Below are 25,303 nucleotides of genomic sequence, written 5' to 3'. Positions count from 1 at the left end.
AGCCTGGATCTCGCCTCCGGAGGGCCAGTTCGTCACGTCCGAGGTTGGTCTGGAAAGGTAGGAGAGGGGAGGACTCCCACCTTCCTTGGGATCCGCCAAACTCCACAAAAAATGCAAACTGTTGACACCCAAGGGCCCTCTCCGTAGCGTGGCGGTGCCCCGTGGGAGAAAGTGGCAAAGATGCCCATGACCCGGAGGGCATCTCCGGCGCGGGCGTCTCGTCCGGCCAGCGGACACGAGCGGAGCCGACTCGGTGGGAACCATGTTTCGCGGTCATTTCGAGCACGCGATCGACGCGAAAGGGCGCACCAGCCTGCCCGCGCGCTTTCGCGACGTGCTCGATGCCGCTTGGGGCTCCGGGTCGCCTGACGGCGCCCTACGCCCCAAACCCCAGGCCCCCGAGGGGCAGATCGCGCTGATCCTCACGCCGGCTCTCTTCGACCCCTGTCTGCACTGCTACCCGCTGCGCGCCTGGGAGGAGCTCGAAGCCAAGATCGCGGCGCTCCCCCAGTTCGAGCCGAACGTCGTCGCCTTCCGCCGGAAGTACCTGTCGGCCGCAGTCGAGTGCGAGCTCGACAAACAAGGTCGGATCCTCGTGCCGCCGTCGCTCCGCGAGCACGCGGATCTGCACAAGGATGTCCTCTGGGCCGGGATGGGCGCGACGGCCGAGCTCTGGTCGAAGGAGCGGTGGAAGGCCGCCCAGACGATGAGCGAGGCCGAGCTCGCGAGCTTCAAGGCCGCGATCGCGGAGCAGTTCCGCCTATGAACGTGGTGAACGTCGTGCCGATGCGAGACAAGGCCCCACCCCCCGAGCCGCAAAAGGCGCCCCACGTGACCGTCCTCCAGCGCGAGGTGGTCGATGCGCTGGCGCCGGAAGCAGGCCGCATCTACGTGGACGCGACCCTCGGCGCAGGCGGCCACGCCGAGGCAATCCTCGAACGAGCCCCAGGCTGCCGGCTGATCGGGCTCGATCGCGACGAGTCGGCGCTCGCACTGGCCAAGGAGCGGCTCGCCCCGTTCGGCGACCGGGTGACGCTCGTGCACGGGCGGTTCTCGGACGTGGAGGAGCACCTCGAGAAGCTCGGCGTGGGGCCGGTGGACGGGCTCATCGCCGACGTGGGCGTGTCGTCGATGCAGATCGATGACGCGACGCGCGGGATGAGCTTCCGCGCCGAAGGGCCGCTCGACATGCGGATGGATCCGTCGACGGGCGAGACGGCGCTCGAGCTGATCGAGCGGCTCGACGACGACGAGCTGGCCAACGTGATCTACCACTACGGCGAGGAACGAAGGTCCCGTCGGGTGGCGCGCTGCATCAAGCAAGCGCTGGCGAACGGAGAACTGAAGACGACGCTGGATCTGCGCCGCGCCGTGGTGCGAGCCGTGGGGCCGTCGCGCGTGGGCGGGGTCGATCCGGCGACGCGGACGTTTCAGGCGTTGCGCGTCGCGGTGAACGGCGAGCTCGACGAGCTGGAAGCGCTGATCCGCGCGGCGACGCGTGTTCTGAAGATCGGCGGCATCGTGGCGATCATCTCGTTCCACTCGCTGGAGGACCGGATCGTCAAGCACGCGCTGCGCGAGGCGAGCGTGTGGGAGCAGCTCTGGAAGAAGCCGCTCGTCGCGTCGGACGAGGAGGTCGCGGGGAATCCGCGCGCGAGGAGCGCGAAGCTCCGCGCGGCGCGTCGCGTCGCGCTCGCCGGTGAGGAGGTGTTCGCATGAACGAGCGCATGAAGCAGCGGCCGTTCCTCGCCCTCTGGTCGCTCGCGGTCGTCGCGAGCGTGGCGGCGTTCGTCGTGCACCTGGGCCTGCGCGGGAGGATCGTGGATCTCGGCTACAAGCTCGGCCGCGCGCGCGCCGAGCAAGGGCGTTTGCGTGAAGTGAAGCGCGTGCTCTCGCTGGAGGCCGCGAGCTACGAGACCCCGCAGCGTGTCGAGATGGTCGCGCGGACGTTGCTCGGCATGACGCCGCCGCCGCCCGAGCGCGTCGTCCCGGTGCGCTGGGTCGTGAAGATCCAGGACGAGCAGGCGCAGGAAGGCGCGGCGCCCGATCCGGCTGCGCCCGCCGGGGATCCCGCCGCGCCTCAGGCCCCTGCGCCCGGAGGTTCTCCGTGAAAAACCTCGATCCCAAGCGCGCGCGCTGGATCCGCATCCGCATGGGGATCCTCTGCGGGATGATGGGCCTCGGGCTCGGCGTGATCGTGTCGGGCGCGCACCGCATCCAGGTCGAGGACGGGCAGGACTGGTACGACCTCGCCGAGCGGCAGCGTCAGCGGCGCCTGCACGTGACGCCGAAGCGCGGCACGATCTACGACCGCAACGGCGCGTCGCTCGCGGAGAGCGTCGAGGTGCCGAGCGTCTCGCTCGACGCGGTCGAGCTCCTGCGCGGCATCGAGGACCGCTATCTGCCGATGCGGATCCAGCAGTACGGCGAGCGCATCGCGCAGGCCTTGAACCTCCCGCAGGAGGAGGTCGTCGAGAAGATCGGCCGTCGCCGGCGCTTCGTGTGGCTGAAGCGCCGGGTCTCGGAGGCCGAGGTCGCGGCCGTGCGCGCGCTCGGCGAGAAGAACCAGCGCTACCCGCTGCGTGGCCTCCAGATCGAGGGCGAGGGCCACCGGTTTTACCCGAACCGCGAGCTCGGCGGTCCGCTCATCGGGTTCGTCTCGCCGGACGGCGAGGGGCGCGAGGGCCTGGAGCTCGCGCTCGATCACGAGCTACGCGGCAAGAGCTCCGAGGTGCGCGGCCTGCGTGATCGCTCGGGCCGCCTGATCTTCTCCGAGGGGATCGAGGACGAGGCCGCGCTCGCGGGCCACAACGTCTACCTCACGATCGACAAGGGGATTCAGTTCACGGCCGAGCGCGAGCTCGACGCCGCGATGAAGACCTACGAGGCCACGGGCGGCGCGGTCGTCGTGGCGGATCCGCAGACAGGCGAGATCCTCGCGATGGCGAGCGCGCCTGGCTACAACCCCAACGACTACAGCGCCGCCGACCCCGACGCGCGTCGCAACCGCTGCGTCGTCGATCGCTTCGAGCCCGGCTCGACGATCAAGGTCTTCTCGATCGGCACCGCGCTCGCCGCGCGCAGCGTGAACCCCACCGCCTCGATCTACTGCGAGGAGGGGAACATGGCGATCGACAACGTCGTCATCCACGACACGCACCCGGCCAAGTTTCTCACGGTCACGCAGATCCTCAGTTTGTCCTCGAACATCGGGACGTCGAAGATCGCGCTCGGGCTCGGCGAGCAGCGGCTCTACGAGGGCTTCCGTCGGTTCGGCTTCGGCGACACGACGGGCATCCCGTTCCCCGGCGAGAGCATGGGCGTCTTGCGCCCGCGCGGCAGGCCGTGGGTCTCCGTCGAGACGGCGGCGGCGTCGTTCGGTCAGGGCATCAGCGTGACGACGCTGCAGATCACGATGGCGATGGCCGCGATCGCGAACGGCGGCAAGTTGCTCGAGCCCGTGCTGATCAAGCGCGTGACGGACGGCGGGGGCACGATGCTCTCGGAGACGCAGCCGCGCGTGCGGCGCGAGGCCGTGTCGGCGACGGTCGCGAAGATGATGTCGGAGATGCTCGTCGCCGTGACCGAGGGCGAAGGCACGGGCGTCGAGGCCGCGATTCCAGGCTTTCGTGTCGCCGGGAAGACCGGGACGGCGCAGAAGATCGACCCGGCGACGGGGAGATATACGGACACGCACTATGTCGCCTCGTTCGTCGGGTTCGTCCCGGCGGACAAGCCGCGTCTCGTCATCTCGGTGGTGCTCGACGAGCCGCTCGGCGGCACCTACGGCGGTGGTTCGGTCGCGGCGCCGGTGTTCCGTCGCATCGGCGAGATGGCGCTGCGTTACCTCGGTGTCACACCTCGCGGCAGTGTGCCCATGAAGCTCAGCGAGGTTTCGGATCGAGCGAAGGTCGGGGATCCGGCGACGAGTACGTACCAGGTCCTCACGGAGGCGCGCGCGGCCGTGGCTCCGATCACGCCGGGCGTCGTGACGCCGTCGGCGCCGATGAAGAGCGGCGAGACGCGCGTCCCGGATCTGACCGGACAACCCGTGCGCGAGGCGATCCGCGCGGCGACCGCGGCGGGCCTGACGCCCACGGCGTTCGGCACGGGTCGTCTGTCGAAGGTCGAGCCGCCGGCGGGGACGGTGCTGCCCAAAGGTTCGGCGGTGAAGCTTTTCTTCGAGCCCTCGTCATGACGAACGAAAGGACGAACGAAGAGCTCCTCCACCCGCGGGAGACGAGCGAAGGCGCGCCGCCGTCGTGCAAGCAGGCGAAGCTCGGCCGCAAGCTCGGCGATCTCGTGAACGAGATCCCAGGCGCGAAGCTCGCCTCCGGGGATCCGAGCGTCTTCATCACGGGCGTGCATCACGACTCGCGGCGTGTCGCCCCGGGCGATCTCTTCGTCGCGCGGCCGGGCGCGCGCACGAGCGGCGAGCGCTTCGTGGCGGACGCGATCGGGCGCGGCGCGAGCGCGGTGCTCGCGGCGCCGGGGGTGAGTGTCGAGACGAACGGCCTGCCGCGGATCGAGGTCGCGGACGTGCCGAGCGCGCTCGCGTACGCGTCGGCGGCCGTGTACGGGCATCCGACGTTCGCGCTCGAGGTCGTGGGCGTCACCGGGACGAACGGCAAGACGACGACGACGCACCTCGTGCAGGCGTGCCTCGCGGCCGCGGGGCAACGACCGGGGATCGTGGGCACGCTCGGGTATCGGTTCGGTGATCTCGACCTGCCGTCGACGCACACGAGCCCCGAGGCCGACGAGCTCGCGCGGATCGCCGCGGCGATGCACCTGCGCGGCGCTTCGCACCTCGTGATGGAAGTGTCGAGCATCGCGCTCGCGGCGCGCCGCGTCGAGGCCGTGCGCTTCCGCGTCGCGGCGTTCCTCAACCTCACGCAGGATCACCTCGACTACCACGGCACGATGGAGGCCTACGCCGAGGCGAAGGCGCGCCTCTTCGTCGACCTCGGCCCCGGCTCGGCGGCGATCAACATCGATGACCCCTTCGGCGCCGAGCTCGTGAAGAGGCTCGCGCCGCGTGGTTTGGCGGGACCGTCGTCGTCGACGATCGCGCGGTTCTCCACGCGGATCGGCATCTCGCCGGACGAGGCCGACGTCGCGCCGGTCTCGGTGGAGCACACGTCGTCGGGCATCTGGCTCGTGGCGCGGACGCCCGCGGGGCAGCTCTCGATCCGGTCGCCGCTCGTAGGCGCGCACAACGTGCAGAACCTGCTCGCGACCGTGGCGATCTGCTGGCTCCTGGAGATCGACCTCCACGCTGCGGCGCGTGTCCTCTCGGGGACGATCCGCGTGCCGGGGCGGCTCGAACGTTGCGACGATCCGACGCGGGACGACGTCATCGTGCTCGTCGACTACGCGCACACGCCGGACGCGCTCGATCGGGTTTTGCAGAGCGTGCGTGCGTTCGGTCAGGGCCGCGTGCACTGCGTCTTCGGCTGCGGCGGCGATCGAGATCCGAAGAAGCGCCCGCTCATGGGTGAGGCCGTGGCGCGTGGCGCGGACGTGGCGATCGTCACGAACGACAACCCGCGCAGCGAGGATCCGCGCGCCATCGCGGAGGCGATCTTGCCGGGACTCGCGGGCGGGAAAGCGACCGTGCACGTCGAGCTCGATCGCGCGAAGGCCATCGAGCGCGCGGTGCTCGAAGCCGCGCCGGGCGACGTCGTCCTCGTCGCGGGCAAGGGCCACGAGCCCTACCAGATCATCGGCGCGGTCACGCTGCCGTTCGACGATCGGGTCGAGGCAGAGCGCGCGCTCGGTCTGCGTCGCGCCGCGCGGGGAGAGGCCTGAGATGGGCACGCCGATCCCCACGAACCAGGCCTACTTCCAGGCCCTCGATCTGATCCAGATCGTCCAGGGCGACGTCCTCTACGGCCGCAGCCTCTTCTTGCTCGGCTCGGTGCAAGGCGTCTCGACCGACACGCGCACGATCGAGCCCGGCGGGCTCTTCGTGGCCCTCGCGGGCGACAGCTTCGACGGGCACGACTACCTCGCGCAGGCCGCGGAGAAGGGCGCGCGCGCGGCGCTCGTGGAGCGACCCGTCGATGACGTCCCGGGCCTGACCATGTTTCGGGTTCGCTCGACGATCGACGCGCTCGGCGCGCTCGCGCGGGCCCACGTCGACGCGTGGCGCGCGCGCGGAAAAGGCGACCGCAAGATCGTCGCGATCACGGGTTCGGCCGGCAAAACCACCACGCGCTCGGCCACGGCTGCCCTCCTCGAACGCCTCTTCCCGGAGGCCGTGCACGCGACGCGGGGCAACTTGAACAACCAGGTCGGCGTGCCGATGGTGCTGTTCGGGCTCGACAGGCAGCACAAGTACGCGGTCGTCGAGATGGGCATGAACAAGCCCGGCGAAATCGCGTCCCTCGCGGCGATGGCCCAGCCGGACATCGCGATCGTCACGCTCGTCGCGGCGGCGCACGTCGAGGGGTGCGGCTCGATCGAGGGCGTCGCGCACGAGAAGGGCGCGCTGTTTCGCGCGCTCTCGGAGGGCGGCGTCGCGATCGGCAACGGCGACGACGCGCGTGTCGTGGCGGAGATGGCAGGTTCGCCCGCGGCGCGCCGTGTCCGTTACGGCACGGCGGACGGGCACGATCTGCGGATCGTCGAGCGTCGCCCGGACGGTTTTTCCTCGTCGCGCGTCACGCTCGCGCGCCCGGACGGCTCGTCGTTCTGGTTCCGCACCCCGCTCATCGGCGAGGCCGGCGCCTATGCGTGCGCCGCGGCCGTGGCGGCTGCGGAGACCCTCACGGGGGAGCGCGTGACGTCGCCGATCGCCGAGGAAGCGTTCTCCCTCGCGGACGTGGGCGGCGGCGGCGGTCGCCTCGTCCCGCGCCTGCTCGCCCGCGACGTCATCGTGATCGACGACAGCTACAACGCGAATCCTGCTTCGTCCTCCGCGTCGATCCGCACGGCGGCCGAGCTCGCGCGTGACGCGGGCCGCAGGCTCGTGCTCGTGCTCGGCGCGATGTACGAGCTCGGCCACGAGTCGCCGCGCGGGCACGACGACGTCGGCCGCGTCGCGGCGGCGAGCGGCGCGGCGCTCGTGGTTGCGGTGAGCGGTGATGCGCGTCGGATCGCCGATCGCGCTGCGGAAGCAGGCATTCCTGCGAAGTTCTTCGACACGAGCGCTGACGCGGCCCCGGCCGTCGCGCTCGCCGTTCAGCCTGGGGATCTGGTCCTCGTGAAGGGTTCGCGCGGCGTTGGGACCGAGCGAATCGTGCGTGCCCTCGCGGAGGTGCCGTCGTGATCTACGAGCTCTTCTACCCGCTCAAGTTTCATTACAGCTCGCTCTCCTGGCTGAACGTCCTCCGGTACATCCCGTTCCGGACCATCATGGCGACGATCACCGCCATGATCCTCACGTTCGTGCTGGCGCCGTGGTTCATCCGCGAGCTCCGGCGCAAGCAGATCGGGCAGGTCGTCCGCAAGGAGGGCCCCGAGACGCACAAGGTCAAGGCGGGCACGCCGACCATGGGCGGCGCGCTGATCCTGCTCTCGCTGCTCCTGCCGACCGCGCTCTGGGCCGACCTGCGCAACCCCTTCGTCCTCGCGACGACCGCGGTGACGGCGGGCTACGGCGTCATCGGCTACCTCGACGACTACCTCAAGATCAAGCGCAAGAACACGGGTGGTTTGCCCGGGCGGTACAAGCTGATCGGCCAGGTGCTCATCGGCGGCGCCGCCATCTCCTACACGTTTCTTTTTACGTCAAAGCTTCCGGCCGACTGGGCCGAGATCAAGACGCGGCTCGCGCTCCCGTTCGCGGCCTTCTCGAAGCACTCGATCGATCTGCCGGTCTGGTTCTACGTCCCGTTCGCGGTCTTCATCGTCGTGGCCTGGTCGAACGCCGTGAACCTCACCGACGGCCTCGACGGCCTCGCGATCGGCCCCGTGATGATCAACGCGGGCACGTACCTCATCTGGTCGTACGTCGCGGGCGCGACCATCGCGAACTTCTCGCTCGCGAACTACCTCGACATCCCGAAGATCGCCTCCGCCGGCGAGCTCAGCGTGTACTGCGGCTCGGTCATCGGCGCTGGGATCGGGTTCCTCTGGTACAACACCTACCCAGCCCAGGTCTTCATGGGCGACGTGGGATCGCTGGCCCTCGGCGGGGGCCTCGGCATGCTGGCGATCTTCACGAAGAACGAGCTCTTGAGCGTCCTGCTCGGCGGCGTCTTCTTCGTCGAGACGGTCAGCGTCATCGCGCAGGTGACGTCGTTCAAGCTCACGGGCAAGCGCGTGTTCTTGATGGCGCCGATCCACCACCACTACGAGAAGAAGGGGTGGGCGGAGCCCAAGATCATCGTTCGCTTCTGGATCATCTCCATCCTCCTGGCGCTGGTCTCGCTGGCGTCCATGAAGCTCCGGTGAGGCCCATGGATCTTGGAGGTCAAAGGGTTCTCACCATCGGGCTCGGCCGGAGCGGCGTCGCCGCGGCGCGGCTCTGCCTCGACAAGGGCGCGCGTGTCACGGCGACCGACGCGACCCCGCGCGAGCGTTTGTCCAAGGAGGCGCTCGCGCTCGAAGCCGCGGGCGCGACGCTCGTCGCGGGCGGGCATCCGGCCTCGCTCTTCGACGGGATCGACCTCGTCGTGATCTCGCCCGGCGTGCCCTCGTTTCCCGCGCTCGAAGCGTTCGAGAGGGCGGGCGGCGAGGTCATCGGCGAGCTCGAGCTCGCGGCGCGGTTCTTCGTGGGGACGCCGATCGCGCTGATCGGTGGGACGAACGGCAAGAGCACGACGACGGCGCTCGTGCACGCGATGCTCGAATCGGCCGGGAAGAAGACGTTCATCGGCGGCAACTTCGGCACGCCGCTCGCCGAGGTCGTGGGGCAGTCGTTCGACGCGATCGTCCTCGAAATTTCGAGCTTCCAGGCCGAGCGCGTGCCCACGTTGCATGCGCGCGCGCACGCGCTGCTCAACATCACGGACGATCACCTCGATCGCTACCCGAACTTCCAGGCGTACGCGGACGCGAAGGGAAACCCGTTCGTGCGGATGACGGCCGAGGACACGGCCGTGATCCCGTACGGGGATCCGCTCTGCGCGAAGCAAGCCGCGCGTGGCGGCGCGCGTGTGGTCACGTTCAGCGCGACCGAGGAGGCCGCCACGGTTCGTCCTGTGGGCGGCAACATCGTGCATCGCGACGCGTGGCACAGCTTCCCGCGGGGCGCGCTCCAGATCGCAGGCAAACACAACGTCGAGAACGCCTGCGCGGCGCTCGGCGTCGTGGCCGCGTTCGACGTGCCGGGAGGCGACAGCGCCGACTCGTGGCTCGCGCGCGCCGTCCGCAACTTCCGCGGCCTCGGCCATCGCACCGTGCTCGTCGGCGAGATCGACGGCGTTCGTTACTACGACGACTCGAAGGGCACGAACGTCGGCGCTTCGGTCGCCGCGCTGCGTGGCCTCGCCGAGGACAAGGCCGTCCTCATCGCGGGCGGCAAGGACAAACTCGGCGCGTACGAGCCGCTCGTCGACGCGCTCCGCGACAAGGGCCGCGCTCTCGTGCTCATCGGCGAGGCGGCCGATCGCATCGCCGCGGCCGCCAAGGGCGTGCTTCCCATCGAGCGCGCCGGATCCATGGCCGAGGCCGTGCAGGCCGCGCGCCGTTTGGCCGAACCCGGCGACGCCGTCCTGCTCAGCCCGGCCTGTGCGAGCTTCGACATGTTCCGCGACTACAAGGATCGCGGCGACCAATTTGCCCAGACGGTCCAGTCCATGCTGGAGGTTCGGTCGTGAGCAGCAGCGCCGTCCTCTCGGGCAACAACGTCGTCGGCGAGCGCCGCCATTCGAGCGCGCCTCCGCCGAGGAACCGCCTCCTTCCGCCGAGTGATCCGCCGCCCGCGCCGCCGAAGAACGAACCCCGCGCGCCGCGCAAGGAGAGCGCAGGGAGCGGCGTCACCGCGCTCCTCCGTTCGAGCAAGGCCGGCCCCGTCGACTCGGTGCTCGCGGCCGTGGTGATCGCGCTCGTGGGCTTCGGCGTGGTCATGGTCTACAGCGCGAGCGCGATCGAAGCGACCGTGAAGTACCACGACGCGCAGTTCTTCCTGAAGCGCCAGGGTGTCTACGCGCTCGTCGCGCTCTCGACGATGTGGCTCGTGAGCCGCTTCGACTACCGCAAGCTCAAGCCTTTCACGTACCCGATCCTCGTCGCGGTCACGCTCATGCTGGGCCTGACGATCCTCGGCCTCGGTCACAAGGCGGGCAACGCCTACCGCTGGATCGCGATCGGCCCCGTGCACATCCAGCCAGCGGAGACGGCCAAGCTCGGCATCGTCCTCTGGCTCGCGTACTCGCTGTCGAAGAAGGCCGACAAGATCAAGAGCTTCTCGATCGGCTTCTTGCCGCACCTCATCGTCGTCGGCTTCCTCATCATGCTGCTCTTGAAGCAGCCCGACTTCGGCAGCGCCGTCGTGCTCCTGTTCCTCACGTTCACGCTGCTCTTCGTCGCGGGCGCGCGCCTGCCGTACATCGCGGCGTTCACGGCTCTGCTCGGCATGGGCGCCGCCGCGCTCGTGGCCTTCAGCGACTACCGCTACCGGCGCTACCTGGCGTTCATCGACATGGACAACCACCGCCAGGACCTCGCCTATCAGCCGTTCCAGTCCGTCATGAGCTTCGGCTCGGGCGGGTGGACCGGCCTCGGGCTCGGCAAGGGCCTGCAGGTGCTCTACCTGCCCGAGGCGCACACGGACTTCATCAGCGCGATCATCGGCGAGGAGCTCGGTTTCCTCGGCATCCTCGGCCTCGTCAGCGCTTACCTCGTCATCGTCTCGCGCGGCGTGAAGATCGCCCTCGAGGCGCACGACGACTACGGCAGCTTCATGGCCTTCGGCATCGCCACGCTCTTCGGCGTGCAAGCGCTCGTGAACCTCGCCGTCGCCATGGCCATCCTGCCGACGAAGGGCCTCACGCTGCCGTTCATGAGCTACGGCGGCTCGTCGCTGCTCGTGAACGCCGCCGGCGCGGGCATCCTGCTCAGCATCAGCCGTCCGCGGACGAACGAAGTTCCGCAAGACAAACCCGCGCCCGTGCGCACGAGTGAGGGCGCGCCGAGCGCGTCGGTCCTCATCGCCACAGAGGCCCGGGAAGGCGCCGCGGCCGCGGAGGGAGCGAGCGCGTGACGACCCTTCTCCTCGCAGGCGGCGGCACCGGCGGCCACGTCTTCCCGATGCTCGCGGTGGGCGAAGCCGTTCGCGCCGCCGACCCTTCCGCGCGTGTCGTCTACGTCGGCACGGCTCGCGGCCTCGAAGCGCGCGTCGTGCCCGAGCAGGGCGGCGAGCTCGAGCTGCTCGACATCCTGCCCCTTCGCGGCGGTGGTTTGTCCGGGTTCCTCAAGGGCGCGCAGCACGCCGCGGCCTCGATCCCTGCGGCGCGGGATCTCGTCCGCCGCCTCGGGCCTTCGGCCGTCCTCTCCGTCGGCGGTTACGCGGGCGGCCCGGTCTGCTTCGCTGCGCGCACGCTCGGCGTCGCCGTGACCGTGCTCGAACCGAACAGCGTGATGGGCCTGTCGAACCGCCTGCTCGCGCCGTTCGCCGTGCGCGCGTACACCACGTTCCCCGAGGTCGATCGCTTCTTCCGCCCGAGCATCGTGCGCCGCCTCGGCGTGCCGCTCCGCAAGGCCTTCGCCCCCGCGCCGTACGAGGTCCAGAAGGACAAACTCTCGATCCTCGTCCTCGGTGGCAGCCAGGGTGCGAAAGCCCTGAACGAGACCGTGCCGCGCGCGATTTCCCAGATCGGAAGCCAGGTCCCAGGCTTGCGCGTCACCCATCAGACGGGCCGCGAGCGAGAGGTCGAAGCGCGCGCGCTCTACGAGTCGCTCGGTTTGTCCGGGGCCGCCGAGGTCGTCCCGTTCATCGACGACATGGCGCGCGCGCTCGCCTCGGCCGACCTCGTGATCGCCCGCGCCGGCGCCTCCACGCTCGCCGAGCTCTGCGCCGTCGGACGCCCCGCGATCCTCGTCCCGTATCCGTTCGCGGCCGACGATCATCAGCTCAAGAACGCGCGCTCGCTGGAGAAGCGCGGCGCGGCCGTGGCGCTGCCGCAGGCCGAGGCCACGGCCGATCGGGTCGCGGACGAGATCCGGAAGCTCGCGGGCTCACCCGAGCGACGCGCTTCCATGGCGCGCGCCGCGACCGAGATCGGGGCGCCCGACGCGGCGAAGGCCGTGGCGGCGGACTTGCTCGAGCTCGCGCGTTTGCGGGAATCGAAACACCGGGAGAAAGCCCGGGGAAGGACGGCATGATGTTCCGCGGGCGCGTCCGGCACATCCACTTCGTGGGCATCGGCGGCGTCGGCATGAGCGGCCTCGCGGAGATCCTCCGCTCGCTCGAGTTCGACGTCTCCGGCTCCGACGTGAAGAGCGGCGGTACCACGCAGCGACTCGCCTCGCTCGGCGTTCGCATCGACATCGGCCACCGCGCCGAGAACGTCCGCGGCGTCGACGTCGTCGTGTATTCGAGCGCGATCCGCCCGGAGAACCCCGAGCTCGTCGAGGCCCGCGCCCTCGGCATCCCCGTCATCGGTCGCGCCGAGATGCTCGCCGAGCTGATGCGCGTGAAGTACGGCGTGGCCATCGCGGGTTCGCACGGAAAAACCACGACGACCTCGCTCGTCGCCACGGTGCTGCGCCACGCGGGCCTCGATCCCACGGTCGTCGTCGGCGGCAAGATGGCCGCGCTCGGCTCGAACGCGCGCCTCGGCGCCGGCGATCTGCTCGTCGCCGAGGCCGACGAGAGCGACGGCTCGTTCCTGCGGCTGACGCCCACGATCGCGGTGGTCACGAACATCGACCCCGAGCACCTCGATCACTACGGCACGCACGAGAAGATCAAGGACGCCTTCATCGAGTTCGCCGCGCGCGTGCCGTTCTACGGCCTCGCGGTGCTCTGCCTCGATCATCCCCACGTGCAGGACATCCTGCCGCGCATCCCGCGCCGCCACGTCACCTACGGCGTGTCGCCGCACGCGGACTACTGCGCGCGTGGCATCCAGTTCCGCGGCCTCGAGACGAGCTTCAACGCGTATCGTCGCGGCCAGCCCCTCGGCGGCTTCACCGTGAAGATGCCCGGCGCGCACAACGTGCTGAACTGCCTCGCGACGATCGCCGTCGCCGACGAGCTCGAGGTGCCGCTCGACGTCACGAAGCAAGCCCTCGCCACGTTCGGCGGCGTCGCGCGTCGCTTCACGGTCGTCGGCGTGCATCAGGGCGTCACCCTCGTCGACGACTACGGCCATCACCCGGCCGAGATCCGCGCGACGATCGAGGCCGCGCGCCGCGCCTACCCCGACGACGCGCACCGCATCGTCGTGGCCTTCCAGCCGCACCGCTACACGCGCACGAAGGATCTCTTCGAAGACTTTACGCGCGCGTTCAATCTCGCGGACGTCCTCTTCGTCACGGACATCTACGCCGCGGGCGAGGCGCCGCTGCCCGGCGTGAGCGCCGAGCGGCTCGTGCAGTCGATCCGCGAGCACGGCCACCACGACGCCACGTACGTGCCGAACAAGGCCGATTTGCCCGAGGTCCTCGCGAAGGTCGTGCGCCCCGGCGACGTCGTGATCGCCCTCGGCGCGGGCGACATCAACAACATGCTGAAGGGCCTGCGCGCGCGGCTCGAGGGCGTCACCGAGCCTCCGCCGGCGAGCCGGGAGGGTGGTCCATGAGCGACACGCTGCCCCCGAACCGCCGGCTGAAGAAGCCCTCGACGCCGCCGGTCGTTGCTGCTCCAAAGGATCCCGAACCCGAGCACGACTCGCCGCCGCCGCCCGGGGCCACGACGAGCACGATCCGCCCGCCGAAGCCCAAGGCGAAGCCGCGCCTCACGCTCCCGCGGCCGAAGCTCCCGCGCGCGCTGTCGCTCCTGCTCGGCGTGATGGTGGTCCTCTCGGCCTCGGTCGCGGTCGCCTGGGGCGCGCGCCGGTACATCACGACGAGCCCGCGCTTCGCGATCCGCACGGTGCTCGTCGATGGAAACCGCCGCTTGCCGGCCGAGCAGGTCGCCGGCACGGGCGGCGTCACCGTGGGCCGCAACATCTTCGAACTCGACCTCGAGACGGCGAGCGCCACCATCACCACCGAGCCCTGGATCGAAAAGGCCCAGGTGACGCGCACGCTCCCCTCGACCGTGCGCATCACGGTCGTCGAGCGCGAGGCCTGGGCCGTGGCCACGATCGGCGGCGAGCTCTACCTCGTCACGCGCGACGGCGACCCGTTCAAGCGCGTCTCCGACGGCGACCCGATCGACCTGCCCGTCGTGACCGGCATCACGCCCGAAAAGGTCGTGGCGGACCGGCCCGGCGTGGTCGCCGCGCTGCGTCGCGCGCTCGACGTGGTCGAGGACATGGACCGGGCCGGGATCAGCAAGCGATACCCCATCCAGGAGGTCCACCTCGAGCGCGACGGCACGATCGTGATGACGATCGGCAAGGACGCGATCTCGCTTTACCTGGGCCAGACGCGGTTTCGCGAGAAGATCGAGCAGGCCGCGCGCGTCTTGATGGAGCTCGGAAAGCGCAAGGCGAATCCCGCGGTGATCTTCCTGGACAACGAAGCGCACCCCGAGCGGGTCGTCGTGAGGATGCGATGAACGCGCGCGCCTCGTCGTTGTCGTTCGCGAAATTTGGCCAGCCACCGCTCGCCATGTCAGCGTCGGCCTGCTTCGCGAGGCGCACGGCCTCCGTATCGGGTGGATGCGAATGAAGAGCAGGATGGAGCAGAGCGAGATTGTCGTCGGTCTCGACATCGGGACGACGAAGGTGTCTGCCGTCGTCGGCGAGGTCGACGCCGATGGGATCACCATCCTCGGCGTGGGCAACGTCCCGTGCCGCGGGCTGCGCAAAGGCATCGTGGCGAACATCGACTGGACCGTCCGGTCGATCGCCGAGGCCATCGAGGCGGCGCAGACGATGGCCGGCGTCGAGATTCGCACGGTGTATGCGGGCGTCGCCGGCAACCACATCCGCGGCCAGTCCTCGGACGGCGTGGTCGCGGTGGGCGGCGGCGAGGTGACGGACGTCGACGTGGGGCGTGTCCTCGAAGGCGCGCGTGCCATTCCGATCGACGCCGATCGGCAGATCCTGCACGCCCTGCCGCGCGAGTTCACGGTCGACAACCAGGACGGCATTCGTGATCCCGTGGGAATGAGCGGCGTTCGCCTCGGCGTGAAGGTGAACCTCATCACGGCCGCCACGTCCTGCGTGCAAAACGTGGTCCGTTGCGCGGAGCGCTGCGGATTGACCGTGGCGGACGTGGTCCTCGAGCCGCTCGCGAGCGCGGAAGCGGTTCTCTCCGAGGACGAAAAAGAGATCGGCGTCGCCGTGATCGATATCGGCGGCGGTACGACGGATTTGCTGATTTACGTGGACGGCGGAATCGCGCATGCGAGCGTGATCCCTGCCGGCGGGAATAACGTGACGGCGGATCTCGCGGCGGGCCTGCGCACGCCGATGGCCGAGGCGGAACGTTTGAAGCGCAATTTCGGCTGCGCGCTCGGTCGTATGGTGGCGGATGACGAGGAGGTCGAGGTGCCGGGCGTCGGCGGGCATCCGCCGCGCAAGGTTCCGCGCCGCGTGCTTTCGGACATCATCGAGCCGCGGATCGAGGAGATTTTTGCAGTGATCCGCAAGCGCATCGAGGACGCGGGCCTGCTCGATCAGCTCGCGGCGGGCGCGGTTCTCACGGGCGGCGCGGTGCTGATGGAAGGCATGAGCGAATTCGCCGAGGAGATCCTGGGTATGCCGGTTCGTCTCGGCGTACCGGTCGGGATGCGTGGAATCACGCAGCTCGTCGCGGGCCCGCAATATGCTACGGGCGTGGGGCTGCTCCACTACGGGGCGAACCAGCTTCGCGAGGCGCGCGAGCCGCGCGTCGTCGTGGAGTCGCAGCCGCCGCCGCGCCAGACGGCGCCGCGCGTGACGGCGCCTTCGCGGCCGGATCGAAGGGACCTCGTCGAGGATCCCGTCGTCGAAAAACGTCAAGGCGGCCGGTTCTGGAATTGGTTGCGCGCAGCTTTCTGAGCTGACGCACGAGGGTAAATTTCGTAAAACGAAGTCGAGTTTCGGAAAGCGTGAGAGATTGATAGGCGGTTTCATGGGGGAGAGGCACCCCATGGAGTCGCCCTTGGGAGCAGGCGAGGCTCCCTTGGCCCCGAGCGGCCGGAAAGAAATCCCGGGAGGCGTTTCATGAGTTTCTCCATCGAGTTTGCCGACGAGCACGCGGGCTACGACGCCCGGATCAAGGTGATCGGCTGTGGCGGGTCGGGCGGCAATGCCGTCAACACGATGATCAACTTCGGCCTCGAAGGGGTCGAGTTCCAGGTCGTGAACACCGACGCCCAGGCGCTATCGGCGAGCATCGCGCCGATCAAGGTGCACATCGGCTCGAACGTCACCCGAGGCCTCGGCGCGGGCGCCGATCCCGAGAAGGGCCGCAAGGCGGCGCTCGAGGACGTGCAGCGCCTGAAGGAGCTCATCCAGGGCGCCGACATGGTCTTCGTGACCGCCGGCATGGGCGGCGGCACGGGCACGGGCGCGGCGCCGGTGATCGCGCAGCTCGCCCGCGAGGAAGGTTGCCTCACCGTCGGCGTCGTGACGAAGCCCTTCTTCTTCGAGGGCAAGCAGCGGGCGCGTCGCGCCGAGCTCGGCCTCGCCATGCTCTCCGAGCACGTCGACACGCTCATCACGATCCCGAACCAGAAGCTCCTGACGCTCGGCGACGAGGAGCTCTCCTTCGTGGACGCCTTCCGCAAAGCCGACGAGGTCCTCTACCAGGCGATCAAGGGCATCAGCGACCTCATCACGCAGAACGGCATCGTCAACGTCGACTTCGCCGACGTGAAGACGGTCATGAGCAACATGGGCCGCGCGCTCATGGGCACGGGCTGCGCGAAGGGCCAGGGCCGCGCGCGCCTCGCCGCCGAGATGGCCATCACCTCGCCGCTGCTCGACGACATCTCGGTCGAGGGCGCGATGGGCGTGCTCATCAACGTCGTCGGCGGCCCCGACATGCGCATGCGCGAGATCGAGGAGGCCGCGACGCTCGTGCAGGAGCAGGCGCACGAGGACGCGAACATCATCTTCGGCGCGACCATCGACGAGACGATGGGCGACATGATCAAGGTCACGGTCATCGCGACGGGCTTCGACATGAACGTCTCCGACGCCGCGCAGCAAGCCACGGGCGCGATGATGCCGGGCGCGCGTACGCCGCAGGCGATGCCGATCTCGACGGCGCCGTCACTCACGAACGCGCTGACGAGCGCCCTCACGGGCGGTGGGTCGCGTTCGAACCCGCCGCCGCTCTCGGCGCCGCAGCGCAGCATGCCGCAGCCGCAGCGCGAGGAGCCGGCCTACACGGTGCGCGGCGGTCGTGGCGCGCCGGCCCAGCAGCCGGCCCCGGCGTCGCTGTCCTCGGGCGCCTCGGGCACGCCCTCGCGCGAGCGCGCGACCTTCGTCCCGCCGCTCGACGCGGACTGGGACACGCCGGCCTTCCAGCGCCGCGGTCAGTGATGGTCGGGGGCTCCGGTCGGCCCTGAGACGATTCTCCGCGCAGCGGAGGATCGTCGGGCCTTCCTTTGCCCCCCACACCCCCCGCCGCTCGCCTCCAACTTCGCTTCGCTCCGTTTCGGCTCGCGTTCGAACCGGGACGGGCTCCGGAACGGGCTCGGAGCGCGCGGTGGCGCTCGCTCCTTTGGTTGACAGCCCCTAGGGGCGACTTATCGTCTCACGGCCCTGCGACCTGTGCGGGGCGTCCCTGTCGCCCGCGATCATGAGTCAAAAACGGGATTTTTACGACGTCCTCGGACTGGCGAAGGAAGCTTCGGCCGACGAGATCCGCAAAGCGTACAGGGCGGCTGCCCTCAAGAACCACCCGGACCGGAACCCGGGCGACAAGGAGGCCGAGGCGCGCTTCAAAGAAGCCACCGAGGCCTATCAGGTCCTGTCCGACGACCAGAAGCGCGCGCGTTACGACCGCTTCGGTCACGCCGGCGTCGAGGGCATGCCCGACATGGGCGGCCAGGACATCTTCACGCACTTCCAGGACATCTTCTCGGAGCTGTTCGGCGGCTTCGGCGGCGGCGGCGGCGGCTTCGGCGGGCAACGTCGTTCGCGTGGTCCGGCGCGCGGGCAAGACCTCCGCGTCGAGCAACGCCTCACGCTGCGCGAGGCGATGACGGGCACGAAGCGCGAGGTCGTGCTGCGGACGCCCGTCGCCTGCGAGGAGTGCCAGGGCAGCGGCGCGAAGCCCGGCACGAAGCGCAAGACGTGCGGCACGTGCGAGGGCGCCGGGCAGGTGTCCACCGCGCGCGGGTTCGTCATGTTCACCCAGACCTGCCCCGAGTGCCGCGGCGAAGGCACGGTCGTGAAGACGCCGTGCTCCGCCTGCAACGGCGCCGGCGCGGTCGAGAAGTCGCGCAAGGTCGTGGTGAGCTTCCCGCCCGGCATCGACGCCGGCCAGCGCCTCCGCATGGCCGGACAAGGCATGCCCGGCGCGCTCGGCGGGCCTTCCGGCGACCTCTACGTCGACGTCGACCTCCAGCCCGACGAGCGCTTCGAGCGCGACGGCGCCGACCTCGTCACGCGCGCGACCGTGTCGTTCGCCAGCGCGACGCTCGGCGGCGCGTCCGAGATCGAGCTGCCCGACGAGAGCACGGTCCGCATCGACATCCCCGCGGGCACGCAGCCCGGCGAGGTGATCACCGTGCGCGGCAAGGGCATGCCGCGCGTCGACGGCCGCGGCCGCGGCTCGCTCCAGGTCGTCGTGCAGGTGCAGGTGCCGAAGAAGGTCTCGGCCCGCGCGCAGGAGCTCCTGAAGGAGCTTCAGGCCGAACTCGGCCACGAGAACGAGACCGCGAAGAGCGCGGCGACGACGTCCTGAGCTAAGCGTCCGACAGCCCCAGCCACGCGCCCAGGCACGCGAGCCCGAACGCGAGTGGCGCGCACGCCAGAGCGATCACCACCGCCACCGGCGCCGCGAGCCCGAGCAGCACGATCGTCCCGCCGATCGCCAGGAGCGCGCTGATCGCCGGTTCGAGCACGCTCCGCGCCGCCGACGCGCGCGCCACGATCCACCCCGCGAACAGGAACGACAAGAGCGCCGCGCTCGCCAGGAGGAGCAGCGGCGCGATGGCGTTCGACGCGTCCCGATCGATCGCCGCGAACTCGAAGCCGAGCCGTCGACCGAGCAGCACCGCGCCCACCAGCATCGCGGTGATCACGCCCGTCGTCACGAGCATGCCGATCCCGATCCAGAGGAACGAGATCGGCCGCTCCGAGCGCTTCAGCGCCTCGCGCATCGCTCGCAGCGACGGCGGCGCCAGCGGCAGGAGGCGCGGCTTCTTCGGCTCGTGCTCGCGCTCGCGCGCCTCGATGTGCGGTTTGTCCGTGCCTCGCTGCAGCACGTCGCGGAAGGCGAGCCAGGCGATGGCCGCGGCGAACGCGAGGATCGGGAGCGTCGCGAGCAGCGCCGCCGGCCCTCGGGCGAACGCGACGTGGTGCGCGACCGCGTTGCCGCCCGCGGCGCAGACCCAGGCCCCGTTGAACCAGCCGCCGCCCATGCGGCCCTGCTTGTCGCGGCCGAGCGCGAAGCCCCACCACGTCGCGAGGCACGTCGCCGTGAGCGTCGTCAGCGCCGTCCGCGCCGGCGCGATGAGCGAGAACGGCTGCCCGATCAGGAACAGCCCGCTCTTCAGCGACATGAACCCGAGCGCCGCCGCCGTCGCGTACGCGATCGCGTCGATCGGCCGATGTTGCCCCACGCGCAGCCGGAACGCCGGCGTCGCGGCCGCGACCTTGAGCGCCTCCTCGAGCGGCGCGGCCACGAGGTAGGCGTACACGAGCGCCGCGAGATCGATCCCCACGCCGACCTTGCGCGGCCCGACCAGACCCGTCAGCGCGCGCTCGCAGAGCTCCGCCGGGACGCTGGCGAGCATGCCGAGCGCGAACGTCGCGACGACCGAGCGTGGGCTCGACGGTCTCCACGCTTCGCGCGAGGCAAACCCCACGTACAGCGCGACGGGCGCCGCGAGCGCGAGCAAGCCGATGAGGATCTGCAGGGCGAGCAACGGTCTAGAAGTGGAGCCCGAGAACGGCGGTGCCGGTGACCGCGGCACCGTAGCTCGAACCCTCGGCCTTGAGCACCTCCGCGCGTGCTTGCTGGAGGGACGTGAGGCTCGGGTCGCTCTGGATTTCCGTGACCTTCGAGGGATCGAGGCCCGGGCGCGTGAGGCCGAGGACCTCGGCGCTCGCGCTCACGCCGAGAGAGAAGATCGGCGTGATGTAGTAGTCGAGCCCGGCCTGAGCGCGCACGTAAAACCCGTGGATCTGCGTGTTCTGCAGGGCCGTCGCCGCCGCGCCGCTCTGCAGCGCGCTCTTGAAGCTGCCGAGCGCCGTGTAGCCGCCGCCGAGCTCGAAGTGCGGCTCGAGGTTGCCGAGCGGCAGGTGCAGGCCGAGCTCGCCGCCGACGCTGAAGAGGTCCCACGAGTTGAAGAAGCCCACGCGGCCGCGCGCGCCGAGCGTGATGAAGAAGAGCCGCACGCCGAGCCCCGCGCCGATCACCGGGCCGTTCGCCTGCGTCTCGATGAACCCCGCGCTGAAGCTCTGCTCGTCGATGTTGAAGGTCCGGAGACCCACGTGCTGGAAGCCGCCTTCGGCCTCCAGGTAAAACCACTCGAGGCCGCGGCCCGAGTCGCTCTTCTTCGCGTCGTCGAGGTCTTGCGACGTCTCCGAGGCCGCCGGGGCCTGGCTTTGCGCGGGCGCCATCGGGGGCGGAGGCGCGAGGCCTCCGGCCGACATGTCCTGTGCTTCTGCGGTCCTTACGTAAGCCAAGGATACGAGCCAGACCGCGGAGGCGAGCGTGATCCCGGCGAGCCGGGCCGTACGTTTCGTCGTCACGTTTCTTCGTCTCCCTTCGGTTCGTCGGTGTCGTCGTCCCTGCGCGGCCCCTCGCCCTCCAGCGTGCTCGTGTCGACGGGTGGGCCTGGCACACGGTAGGCACCCGTGAGCCAGCGCTCCAGGTCGAGCACCTTGCACCGTGCCGAGCAGAAGGGACGCGCAGGGTTGTCGGGCCCGAGCACGGCCTCGCGGCCGCACTGCGGGCAAGTCGATCGGGAGGATGCTCCCATGATGGCGCTAACGTAGCAGCCTCCCGGGCGAGCATGTAGCCTCGGGGGCATCATGCGCTCGTGGAACCGGGCCGCGGCATTCGTGCTCGCCGCGGCGCTGCCTCTCGGATGTGCGGGTCGCGCCGACCTCGCCACCACCCTCGAAGACGAAGCCGCCGACGCTTCCGTCCCGCCGATCGACGCGGGTCCGCCCCCCGCGGCCGCCCGCGCCGACAAGCTCGATTTTCTGCTCGTCGTGGACAACTCGCGCAACCTCGACGCGGCGCACGGCCTCCTCGTCGAGACGTTACCTTACCTGCTCGACCGGCTCACGCGCCCCGCTTGCGTCAACGGCTTCGGCACCGTCGTCTCCGAGACCGCGAGCCTCGAGGAGCCTTGCCCCGTCGGCGTGCGGGACTTCGCGCCTGTCAGGGACATCCACATCGGCGTCATCACCACGAGCATCGGCGGCCACGGCGCGGACGTCTGCAGCCCCGTGAGCCCGACGTTCGATCCGACGACGAACGATCGCGCGCGGCTCCTCACCCGCGCGGCGAGCGGCGGCGCCGTGCCGACGTGGGGAAACAAGGGCTTCCTCGCGTGGGACCCGGGCCAGGCAGAGAGCCCGCCGGGCGACGCGGACCTCGGCGCGCTCGGCGCGAAGCTCGCGGAGATCGTGGGCGGCGCCGGCACGAAGGGCTGCGGCTTCGAGGCGCAGCTCGAGAGCATCTACCGCTTCCTCGTCGACCCCGAGCCCTACCTCGACATCACGGTCGAGGGGAACAAGGCCGTTCCGAGCGGCGTCGACGACGTCCTGCTCCAGCAGCGCGCGGACTTCCTCCGCCCCGACTCGCTCGTCGCCGTCCTCTTGCTCACGGACGAGGACGACTGCTCGACGCGCGACGGCGGCCAGTTCTACGCCGTCAACCAGGCCACGGACACGAACGGCAAGGCCTTCCGCATGCCGCGCGGCCGCAGCGCGTGCGCCGCGACGCCGAACGATCCTTGCTGCGTCTCCTGCGGGCAGCCCACGCCGCCGGGCTGCCTCGACGTGGAGCTCGATCCCGCGTGCAACACGCCCGTCGAGCCGAGCGAGGATCCCTTGAACCTCCGCTGCTTCGATCAGAAGCGCCGCTTCGGCATCGACTTCCTCTACCCGACCTCGCGTTACGTCGACGGCTTCGCGCGCGACGTCATCCCAACCCGCGCCGGCGAGCTCGTGCAGAACCCCCTCTTCGCGAGCGGCCGTCCGAGCGAGCTCGTCTTCTTCGCCGGCATCCTCGGCGTGCCGTGGCAGGACATCGCGGTCGAACCCAAGTCGCTCGCGACGGGCTTGCGCCCCGCGACGGAGCTCGACTGGTCGCTCCTCCTCGGCGATCCCGAGACCGGCGAGCCGCCCGCGGATCCCCTGATGCAGCCCTCGATCGATCCGCGCGACGGCATCCATCCGCTCACGGGCATCCCGCTCGCAGAGCCCTCGGCGACGAGCGCGCTCGCGAACCCGATCAACGGGCACGAGCGTACGATCCCAGGCCGCGACGACCTCCAGTACGCGTGCATCTACCCGCTCCGCGTGCCCAAGGAGTGCACGGGCCAGCCCGACTGTGAGTGCGCGGGCGTCGACGCCCCGACGAACCCCATCTGCCAGGCCCCCGACGGCAGCTACGGCTCGACGCAGCGCTTCGCCCGCGCCGTGCCCGCCACGCGCCCGCTCGCCGTCATGAAAGAGCTCGGCACGCAGGCCGTCGTCGCCTCGATCTGCGCCGACAAGGTCAGCTCACCCGTGCAGCCCACCTTCGGCTACAGACCCGCGGTCGACGTGCTGCTCCGCTCGATCCGCCGCAGGCTCGAGCCCGGCGGCTGAGCTTCACTCCACGCGCACCGCCGCGTAGAGCGCCTCGCCGTCGCGGCGCAGCCGCACGAGCAACGTCCCCGGCTTCTTCGCCTTGTCGACCACGCGCAAAAAGTCCGCGCCGTGCTCGACCCGCTGGCCGTTCACCTCCACGACCACGTCGCCCACCTCGAGCTCGCCCGCCGCGGCGCCGCGTGGGTCGAGCCCGTCGATGCGTGCGCCGCCGCCGAGCGCGTCGCTCACCGACACCCCGATGGTCTTGCGCGGCCCGACGTCCTCGGGCTTCTGCGCCGGGTTCTCCTCGGACGCGGGCTTGGCCAGCACCACGCGCTTGATCTGCTCGTCCTTGCCGTGCCGGACGACGAGGCGCATCGACTCGCCGGGCTTTCGGTGCCCGAGCATCCGCGCGAGCTCGGCCGCCTGATCGATCGGCTCTTCGTCCGCCGAGAGGATCACGTCGCCCGGCTCGATCCCCACCTTCTCCGCCGGCCCGCCCGGCTCCACGTCGGTCACGAGCGCGCCCGCCGGCCCCGGCAGCGACAGAGCGCGCGCGAGGTCGTACGAGATCGCCTGGAACGCGACGCCGAGCACGCCGCGCGACACGCGCCCCTCGTCGCGCAGCTCCGGGATGACGGCGCGCACGTCGTCGATGGGGATCGCGAAGCCGATGCCCTGCCCGCGCGCGTGGATGACCGTGCTCACCCCGACGACGCGACCGCGCCCGTCGAAGACCGGGCCGCCGCTCGACCCGGGGTTGATGCTTGCGTCCGTCTGGATGAGGTGGTCGAAGGGCCCGAGGCCGAGCACGCGCTCCTTCGCGCTCACGATCCCGAGCGTCACCGTGTGCCGGAGGCCGAACGGGCTCCCGATCGCCACGAGGTAGTCGCCCACGCGGAGGGCCTCGCTCGTCCCGAACTGCGCCACGGGCAGGCCCGTCGCGCCGCGCAGCGCGAGCAACGCCACGTCGAGCTTCTCGTCTTCACCGAGCACCGACGCTTCGTGCTCGCGCCCATCCGCGAGCTGCACCCGCACCCGCTCGGCGCCGTGCACCACGTGCGCATTCGTCACGACGAGCCCGTCGGGGCTCACGATGAAGCCCGATCCCAGCGACCGCTCGATCGAGCGTGACGTCCCGCCCGCGCGCACGCGCTGCGGATCGCCGCGCTCCTCGGCTCCGCGTGTGGCCGCGATGCTCACCACGGTCGGCCGGACGGTCTCGACGAGGGCCGAGATGTCGAGCGCGACGCCCGCCTCTCCCGGCGGGGCCGGGGGCAACGCAGCCGCCGCCGCGACGGGCGTGAAGTCGCGATCGTGCGTGGTCGCATCGGCGCGGTTGCTGCAAGCCGGGACCCCCTGAGAGAGGGCCAGGCCAAGCGTGAAGGCCAGCGCGGAGGACGTCATGGACGGCACGTAGAGCCGTCCCCTTGGGTCGCAAGCGACGTGGCGGCGGGACCCTACCCCCGCGTGAGCTCGACCCTCAGGAACTCGACCTTGATCTCGACGTGACGCCCGCTCGTCTGCGTGAACGAGGCGACGCCGCGTTTGCCCTCCCAGCGATGCGCCAGGCCAAACGCGCCGGCGCCGCTCGGATCCTCGGGCGCCTCCGTGTCGCTGAGCTCGACCGAGAGCCGGAGGATCTGCTTGCCCGCGGTCACCGAGCCGCCTTGCAGCGCGAAGGTCCCGCCGCGGAGCAGGGCCATGGTGTTCTTGGCGGCCTTGAGCAGGTGCGCGGGCGGGTTCGGCGCGAGGGGCTCGACGCCGGTGATCTTGCCCTCCTCGCTGATGATCATGGCCACCTCGATCGACCCGCCGCTGCCGACCGGCAGCTTCCCCCAGGCCGCATCCGATCCGCTGGCCATCGGCAGAGCGCGTGTAAAAGCCCGCCCCAGGTCCCGGACCGACGAGGCCCCCTCACTGCCGAACGAGCCCCCGCCTCCCGGAGACGATTCCCCCGGGGGGGATCCGTCGCCGGAGCTGGGGGATGTGTTTTTCGACACGGGGGGCGTCGTTTTGGTGCGGGGGGATGTGTTTTTGGATACGGGGGATCGCTCGCCGGAGCTGGGGGATCGCTCGTCGGAGCTGGGGGATCGCTCGTCGGAGCTGGGGGATCGCTCGTCGGAGGGGGGGACTGGCTCCTCCGGCTCCGTTTTGGGTTCCTTGGGCTCCTTGGGCTCCTTGGGCTTGGGCGGATCGGCCTTGGGCTTGGGCGGATCGGCCTTGGGCTTGGGCGGGTCGGCCTTGGGCGGAGGCGGCGGCGGCTCGGCGGGCTCGCTCGGGGCGGCCGCGGGCGGCTCGCTCGGGGCGGCGGGGGCCGCGGCCGG

The 25,303-nt window shown here is 70.5% G+C and carries 21 protein-coding genes; 16 read left to right on the top strand and 5 right to left on the bottom strand.

Annotation, left to right across the window (positions count from 1 at the left end; genetic code table 11):
• Nucleotides 1-262: 262 nt before the first annotated feature.
• The 15 genes from mraZ (at nucleotide 263) to dnaJ (ending at nucleotide 18,906) form a co-directional block, all read left to right on the top strand.
• Nucleotides 263-766, top strand: a complete 504-nt coding sequence (gene mraZ, locus QHF83_RS31455; RefSeq protein WP_282421686.1) for a division/cell wall cluster transcriptional repressor MraZ — start codon at nucleotides 263-265, stop codon at nucleotides 764-766.
• Nucleotides 763-1,719, top strand: a complete 957-nt coding sequence (gene rsmH, locus QHF83_RS31450; RefSeq protein ID WP_282421685.1) for a 16S rRNA (cytosine(1402)-N(4))-methyltransferase RsmH — start codon at nucleotides 763-765, stop codon at nucleotides 1,717-1,719. Before mraZ ends, rsmH begins: the two co-directional genes overlap by 4 nt.
• Nucleotides 1,716-2,111, top strand: coding sequence for a cell division protein FtsL (locus tag QHF83_RS31445; protein WP_282421684.1), 396 nt, complete (start codon nucleotides 1,716-1,718; stop codon nucleotides 2,109-2,111). Before rsmH ends, QHF83_RS31445 begins: the two co-directional genes overlap by 4 nt.
• Nucleotides 2,108-4,198, top strand: a complete 2,091-nt coding sequence (locus tag QHF83_RS31440; RefSeq protein ID WP_282421683.1) for a penicillin-binding protein — start codon at nucleotides 2,108-2,110, stop codon at nucleotides 4,196-4,198. Before QHF83_RS31445 ends, QHF83_RS31440 begins: the two co-directional genes overlap by 4 nt.
• Complete coding sequence (locus QHF83_RS31435; protein WP_282421682.1) at nucleotides 4,195-5,811, top strand: UDP-N-acetylmuramoyl-L-alanyl-D-glutamate--2,6-diaminopimelate ligase; 1,617 nt, start codon at nucleotides 4,195-4,197, stop codon at nucleotides 5,809-5,811. Before QHF83_RS31440 ends, QHF83_RS31435 begins: the two co-directional genes overlap by 4 nt.
• 1 nt (nucleotide 5,812) lies before the next feature.
• Entirely contained in the window at nucleotides 5,813-7,273 is a 1,461-nt protein-coding gene (gene murF / locus QHF83_RS31430; protein WP_282421681.1) for a UDP-N-acetylmuramoyl-tripeptide--D-alanyl-D-alanine ligase, read from the top strand.
• Entirely contained in the window at nucleotides 7,270-8,400 is a 1,131-nt protein-coding gene (gene mraY / locus QHF83_RS31425; protein ID WP_282421680.1) for a phospho-N-acetylmuramoyl-pentapeptide-transferase, read from the top strand. The genes murF and mraY overlap by 4 nt, the downstream gene beginning before the upstream one ends.
• A 5-nt stretch (nucleotides 8,401-8,405) precedes the next feature.
• Complete coding sequence (gene murD, locus QHF83_RS31420; protein WP_282421679.1) at nucleotides 8,406-9,767, top strand: UDP-N-acetylmuramoyl-L-alanine--D-glutamate ligase; 1,362 nt, start codon at nucleotides 8,406-8,408, stop codon at nucleotides 9,765-9,767.
• Nucleotides 9,764-11,152, top strand: a complete 1,389-nt coding sequence (gene ftsW, locus QHF83_RS31415; RefSeq protein ID WP_282421678.1) for a putative lipid II flippase FtsW — start codon at nucleotides 9,764-9,766, stop codon at nucleotides 11,150-11,152. Before murD ends, ftsW begins: the two co-directional genes overlap by 4 nt.
• Nucleotides 11,149-12,273 (top strand): undecaprenyldiphospho-muramoylpentapeptide beta-N-acetylglucosaminyltransferase, encoded by a 1,125-nt coding sequence (gene murG / locus QHF83_RS31410; RefSeq protein ID WP_282421677.1) that lies wholly within the window; start codon nucleotides 11,149-11,151, stop codon nucleotides 12,271-12,273. The genes ftsW and murG overlap by 4 nt, the downstream gene beginning before the upstream one ends.
• Entirely contained in the window at nucleotides 12,273-13,694 is a 1,422-nt protein-coding gene (gene murC / locus QHF83_RS31405; RefSeq protein ID WP_348980486.1) for a UDP-N-acetylmuramate--L-alanine ligase, read from the top strand. Before murG ends, murC begins: the two co-directional genes overlap by 1 nt.
• A complete protein-coding gene (locus tag QHF83_RS31400; RefSeq protein WP_282421675.1) occupies nucleotides 13,691-14,617 on the top strand; it encodes an FtsQ-type POTRA domain-containing protein in 927 nt (308 codons plus the stop codon). The genes murC and QHF83_RS31400 overlap by 4 nt, the downstream gene beginning before the upstream one ends.
• Before the next feature lie 109 nt (nucleotides 14,618-14,726).
• On the top strand, nucleotides 14,727-16,046 hold the full coding sequence (ftsA, locus tag QHF83_RS31395; RefSeq protein WP_282421674.1) for a cell division protein FtsA: 1,320 nt from the start codon (nucleotides 14,727-14,729) through the stop codon (nucleotides 16,044-16,046).
• Between the two features lie 165 nt (nucleotides 16,047-16,211).
• Nucleotides 16,212-17,537, top strand: coding sequence for a cell division protein FtsZ (gene ftsZ / locus QHF83_RS31390; RefSeq protein WP_282421673.1), 1,326 nt, complete (start codon nucleotides 16,212-16,214; stop codon nucleotides 17,535-17,537).
• Between the two features lie 259 nt (nucleotides 17,538-17,796).
• Entirely contained in the window at nucleotides 17,797-18,906 is a 1,110-nt protein-coding gene (gene dnaJ / locus QHF83_RS31385; protein WP_282421672.1) for a molecular chaperone DnaJ, read from the top strand.
• A 1-nt stretch (nucleotide 18,907) separates the two neighbouring features.
• Here the strand turns inward: dnaJ and QHF83_RS31380 are convergent, their stop codons facing one another.
• From QHF83_RS31380 to yacG, 3 genes are read right to left on the bottom strand one after another with little or no spacing between them, the layout of a single operon-like run.
• Nucleotides 18,908-20,092, bottom strand: a complete 1,185-nt coding sequence (locus tag QHF83_RS31380) for a protease PrsW (protein WP_282421671.1) — start codon at nucleotides 20,090-20,092, stop codon at nucleotides 18,908-18,910.
• 4 nt (nucleotides 20,093-20,096) lie between these two features.
• Nucleotides 20,097-20,921: a hypothetical protein gene (locus QHF83_RS31375; RefSeq protein ID WP_282421670.1), complete on the bottom strand. Its 825-nt coding sequence runs from the start codon at nucleotides 20,919-20,921 to the stop codon at nucleotides 20,097-20,099.
• Nucleotides 20,918-21,151 (bottom strand): DNA gyrase inhibitor YacG, encoded by a 234-nt coding sequence (gene yacG, locus QHF83_RS31370; protein WP_282421669.1) that lies wholly within the window; start codon nucleotides 21,149-21,151, stop codon nucleotides 20,918-20,920. Before yacG ends, QHF83_RS31375 begins: the two co-directional genes overlap by 4 nt.
• A gap of 52 nt (nucleotides 21,152-21,203) precedes the next feature.
• On the opposite strand from yacG, the gene QHF83_RS31365 reads away from it, so the two are divergent.
• Nucleotides 21,204-22,994, top strand: coding sequence for a hypothetical protein (locus QHF83_RS31365; protein ID WP_282421668.1), 1,791 nt, complete (start codon nucleotides 21,204-21,206; stop codon nucleotides 22,992-22,994).
• A gap of 3 nt (nucleotides 22,995-22,997) precedes the next feature.
• Here QHF83_RS31365 and QHF83_RS31360 read toward each other — a convergent pair whose 3' ends face one another.
• Nucleotides 22,998-24,383 carry a trypsin-like peptidase domain-containing protein gene (locus QHF83_RS31360; protein WP_282421667.1) on the bottom strand — a complete coding sequence of 462 codons (1,386 nt, stop codon included), beginning with the start codon at nucleotides 24,381-24,383 and terminating at the stop codon, nucleotides 22,998-23,000.
• A 53-nt stretch (nucleotides 24,384-24,436) separates the two neighbouring features.
• Nucleotides 24,437-24,841, bottom strand: a complete 405-nt coding sequence (locus tag QHF83_RS31355) for a hypothetical protein (RefSeq protein ID WP_282421666.1) — start codon at nucleotides 24,839-24,841, stop codon at nucleotides 24,437-24,439.
• Between the last annotated feature and the right edge of the window lie 462 nt (nucleotides 24,842-25,303).

Origin of the sequence: Polyangium sp. 15x6 (genome assembly GCF_029960785.1) — a bacterium.
Classification (GTDB): domain Bacteria; phylum Myxococcota_A; class Polyangia; order Polyangiales; family Polyangiaceae; genus Polyangium.
This window is presented reverse-complemented; position numbering and strand designations above follow the sequence as displayed.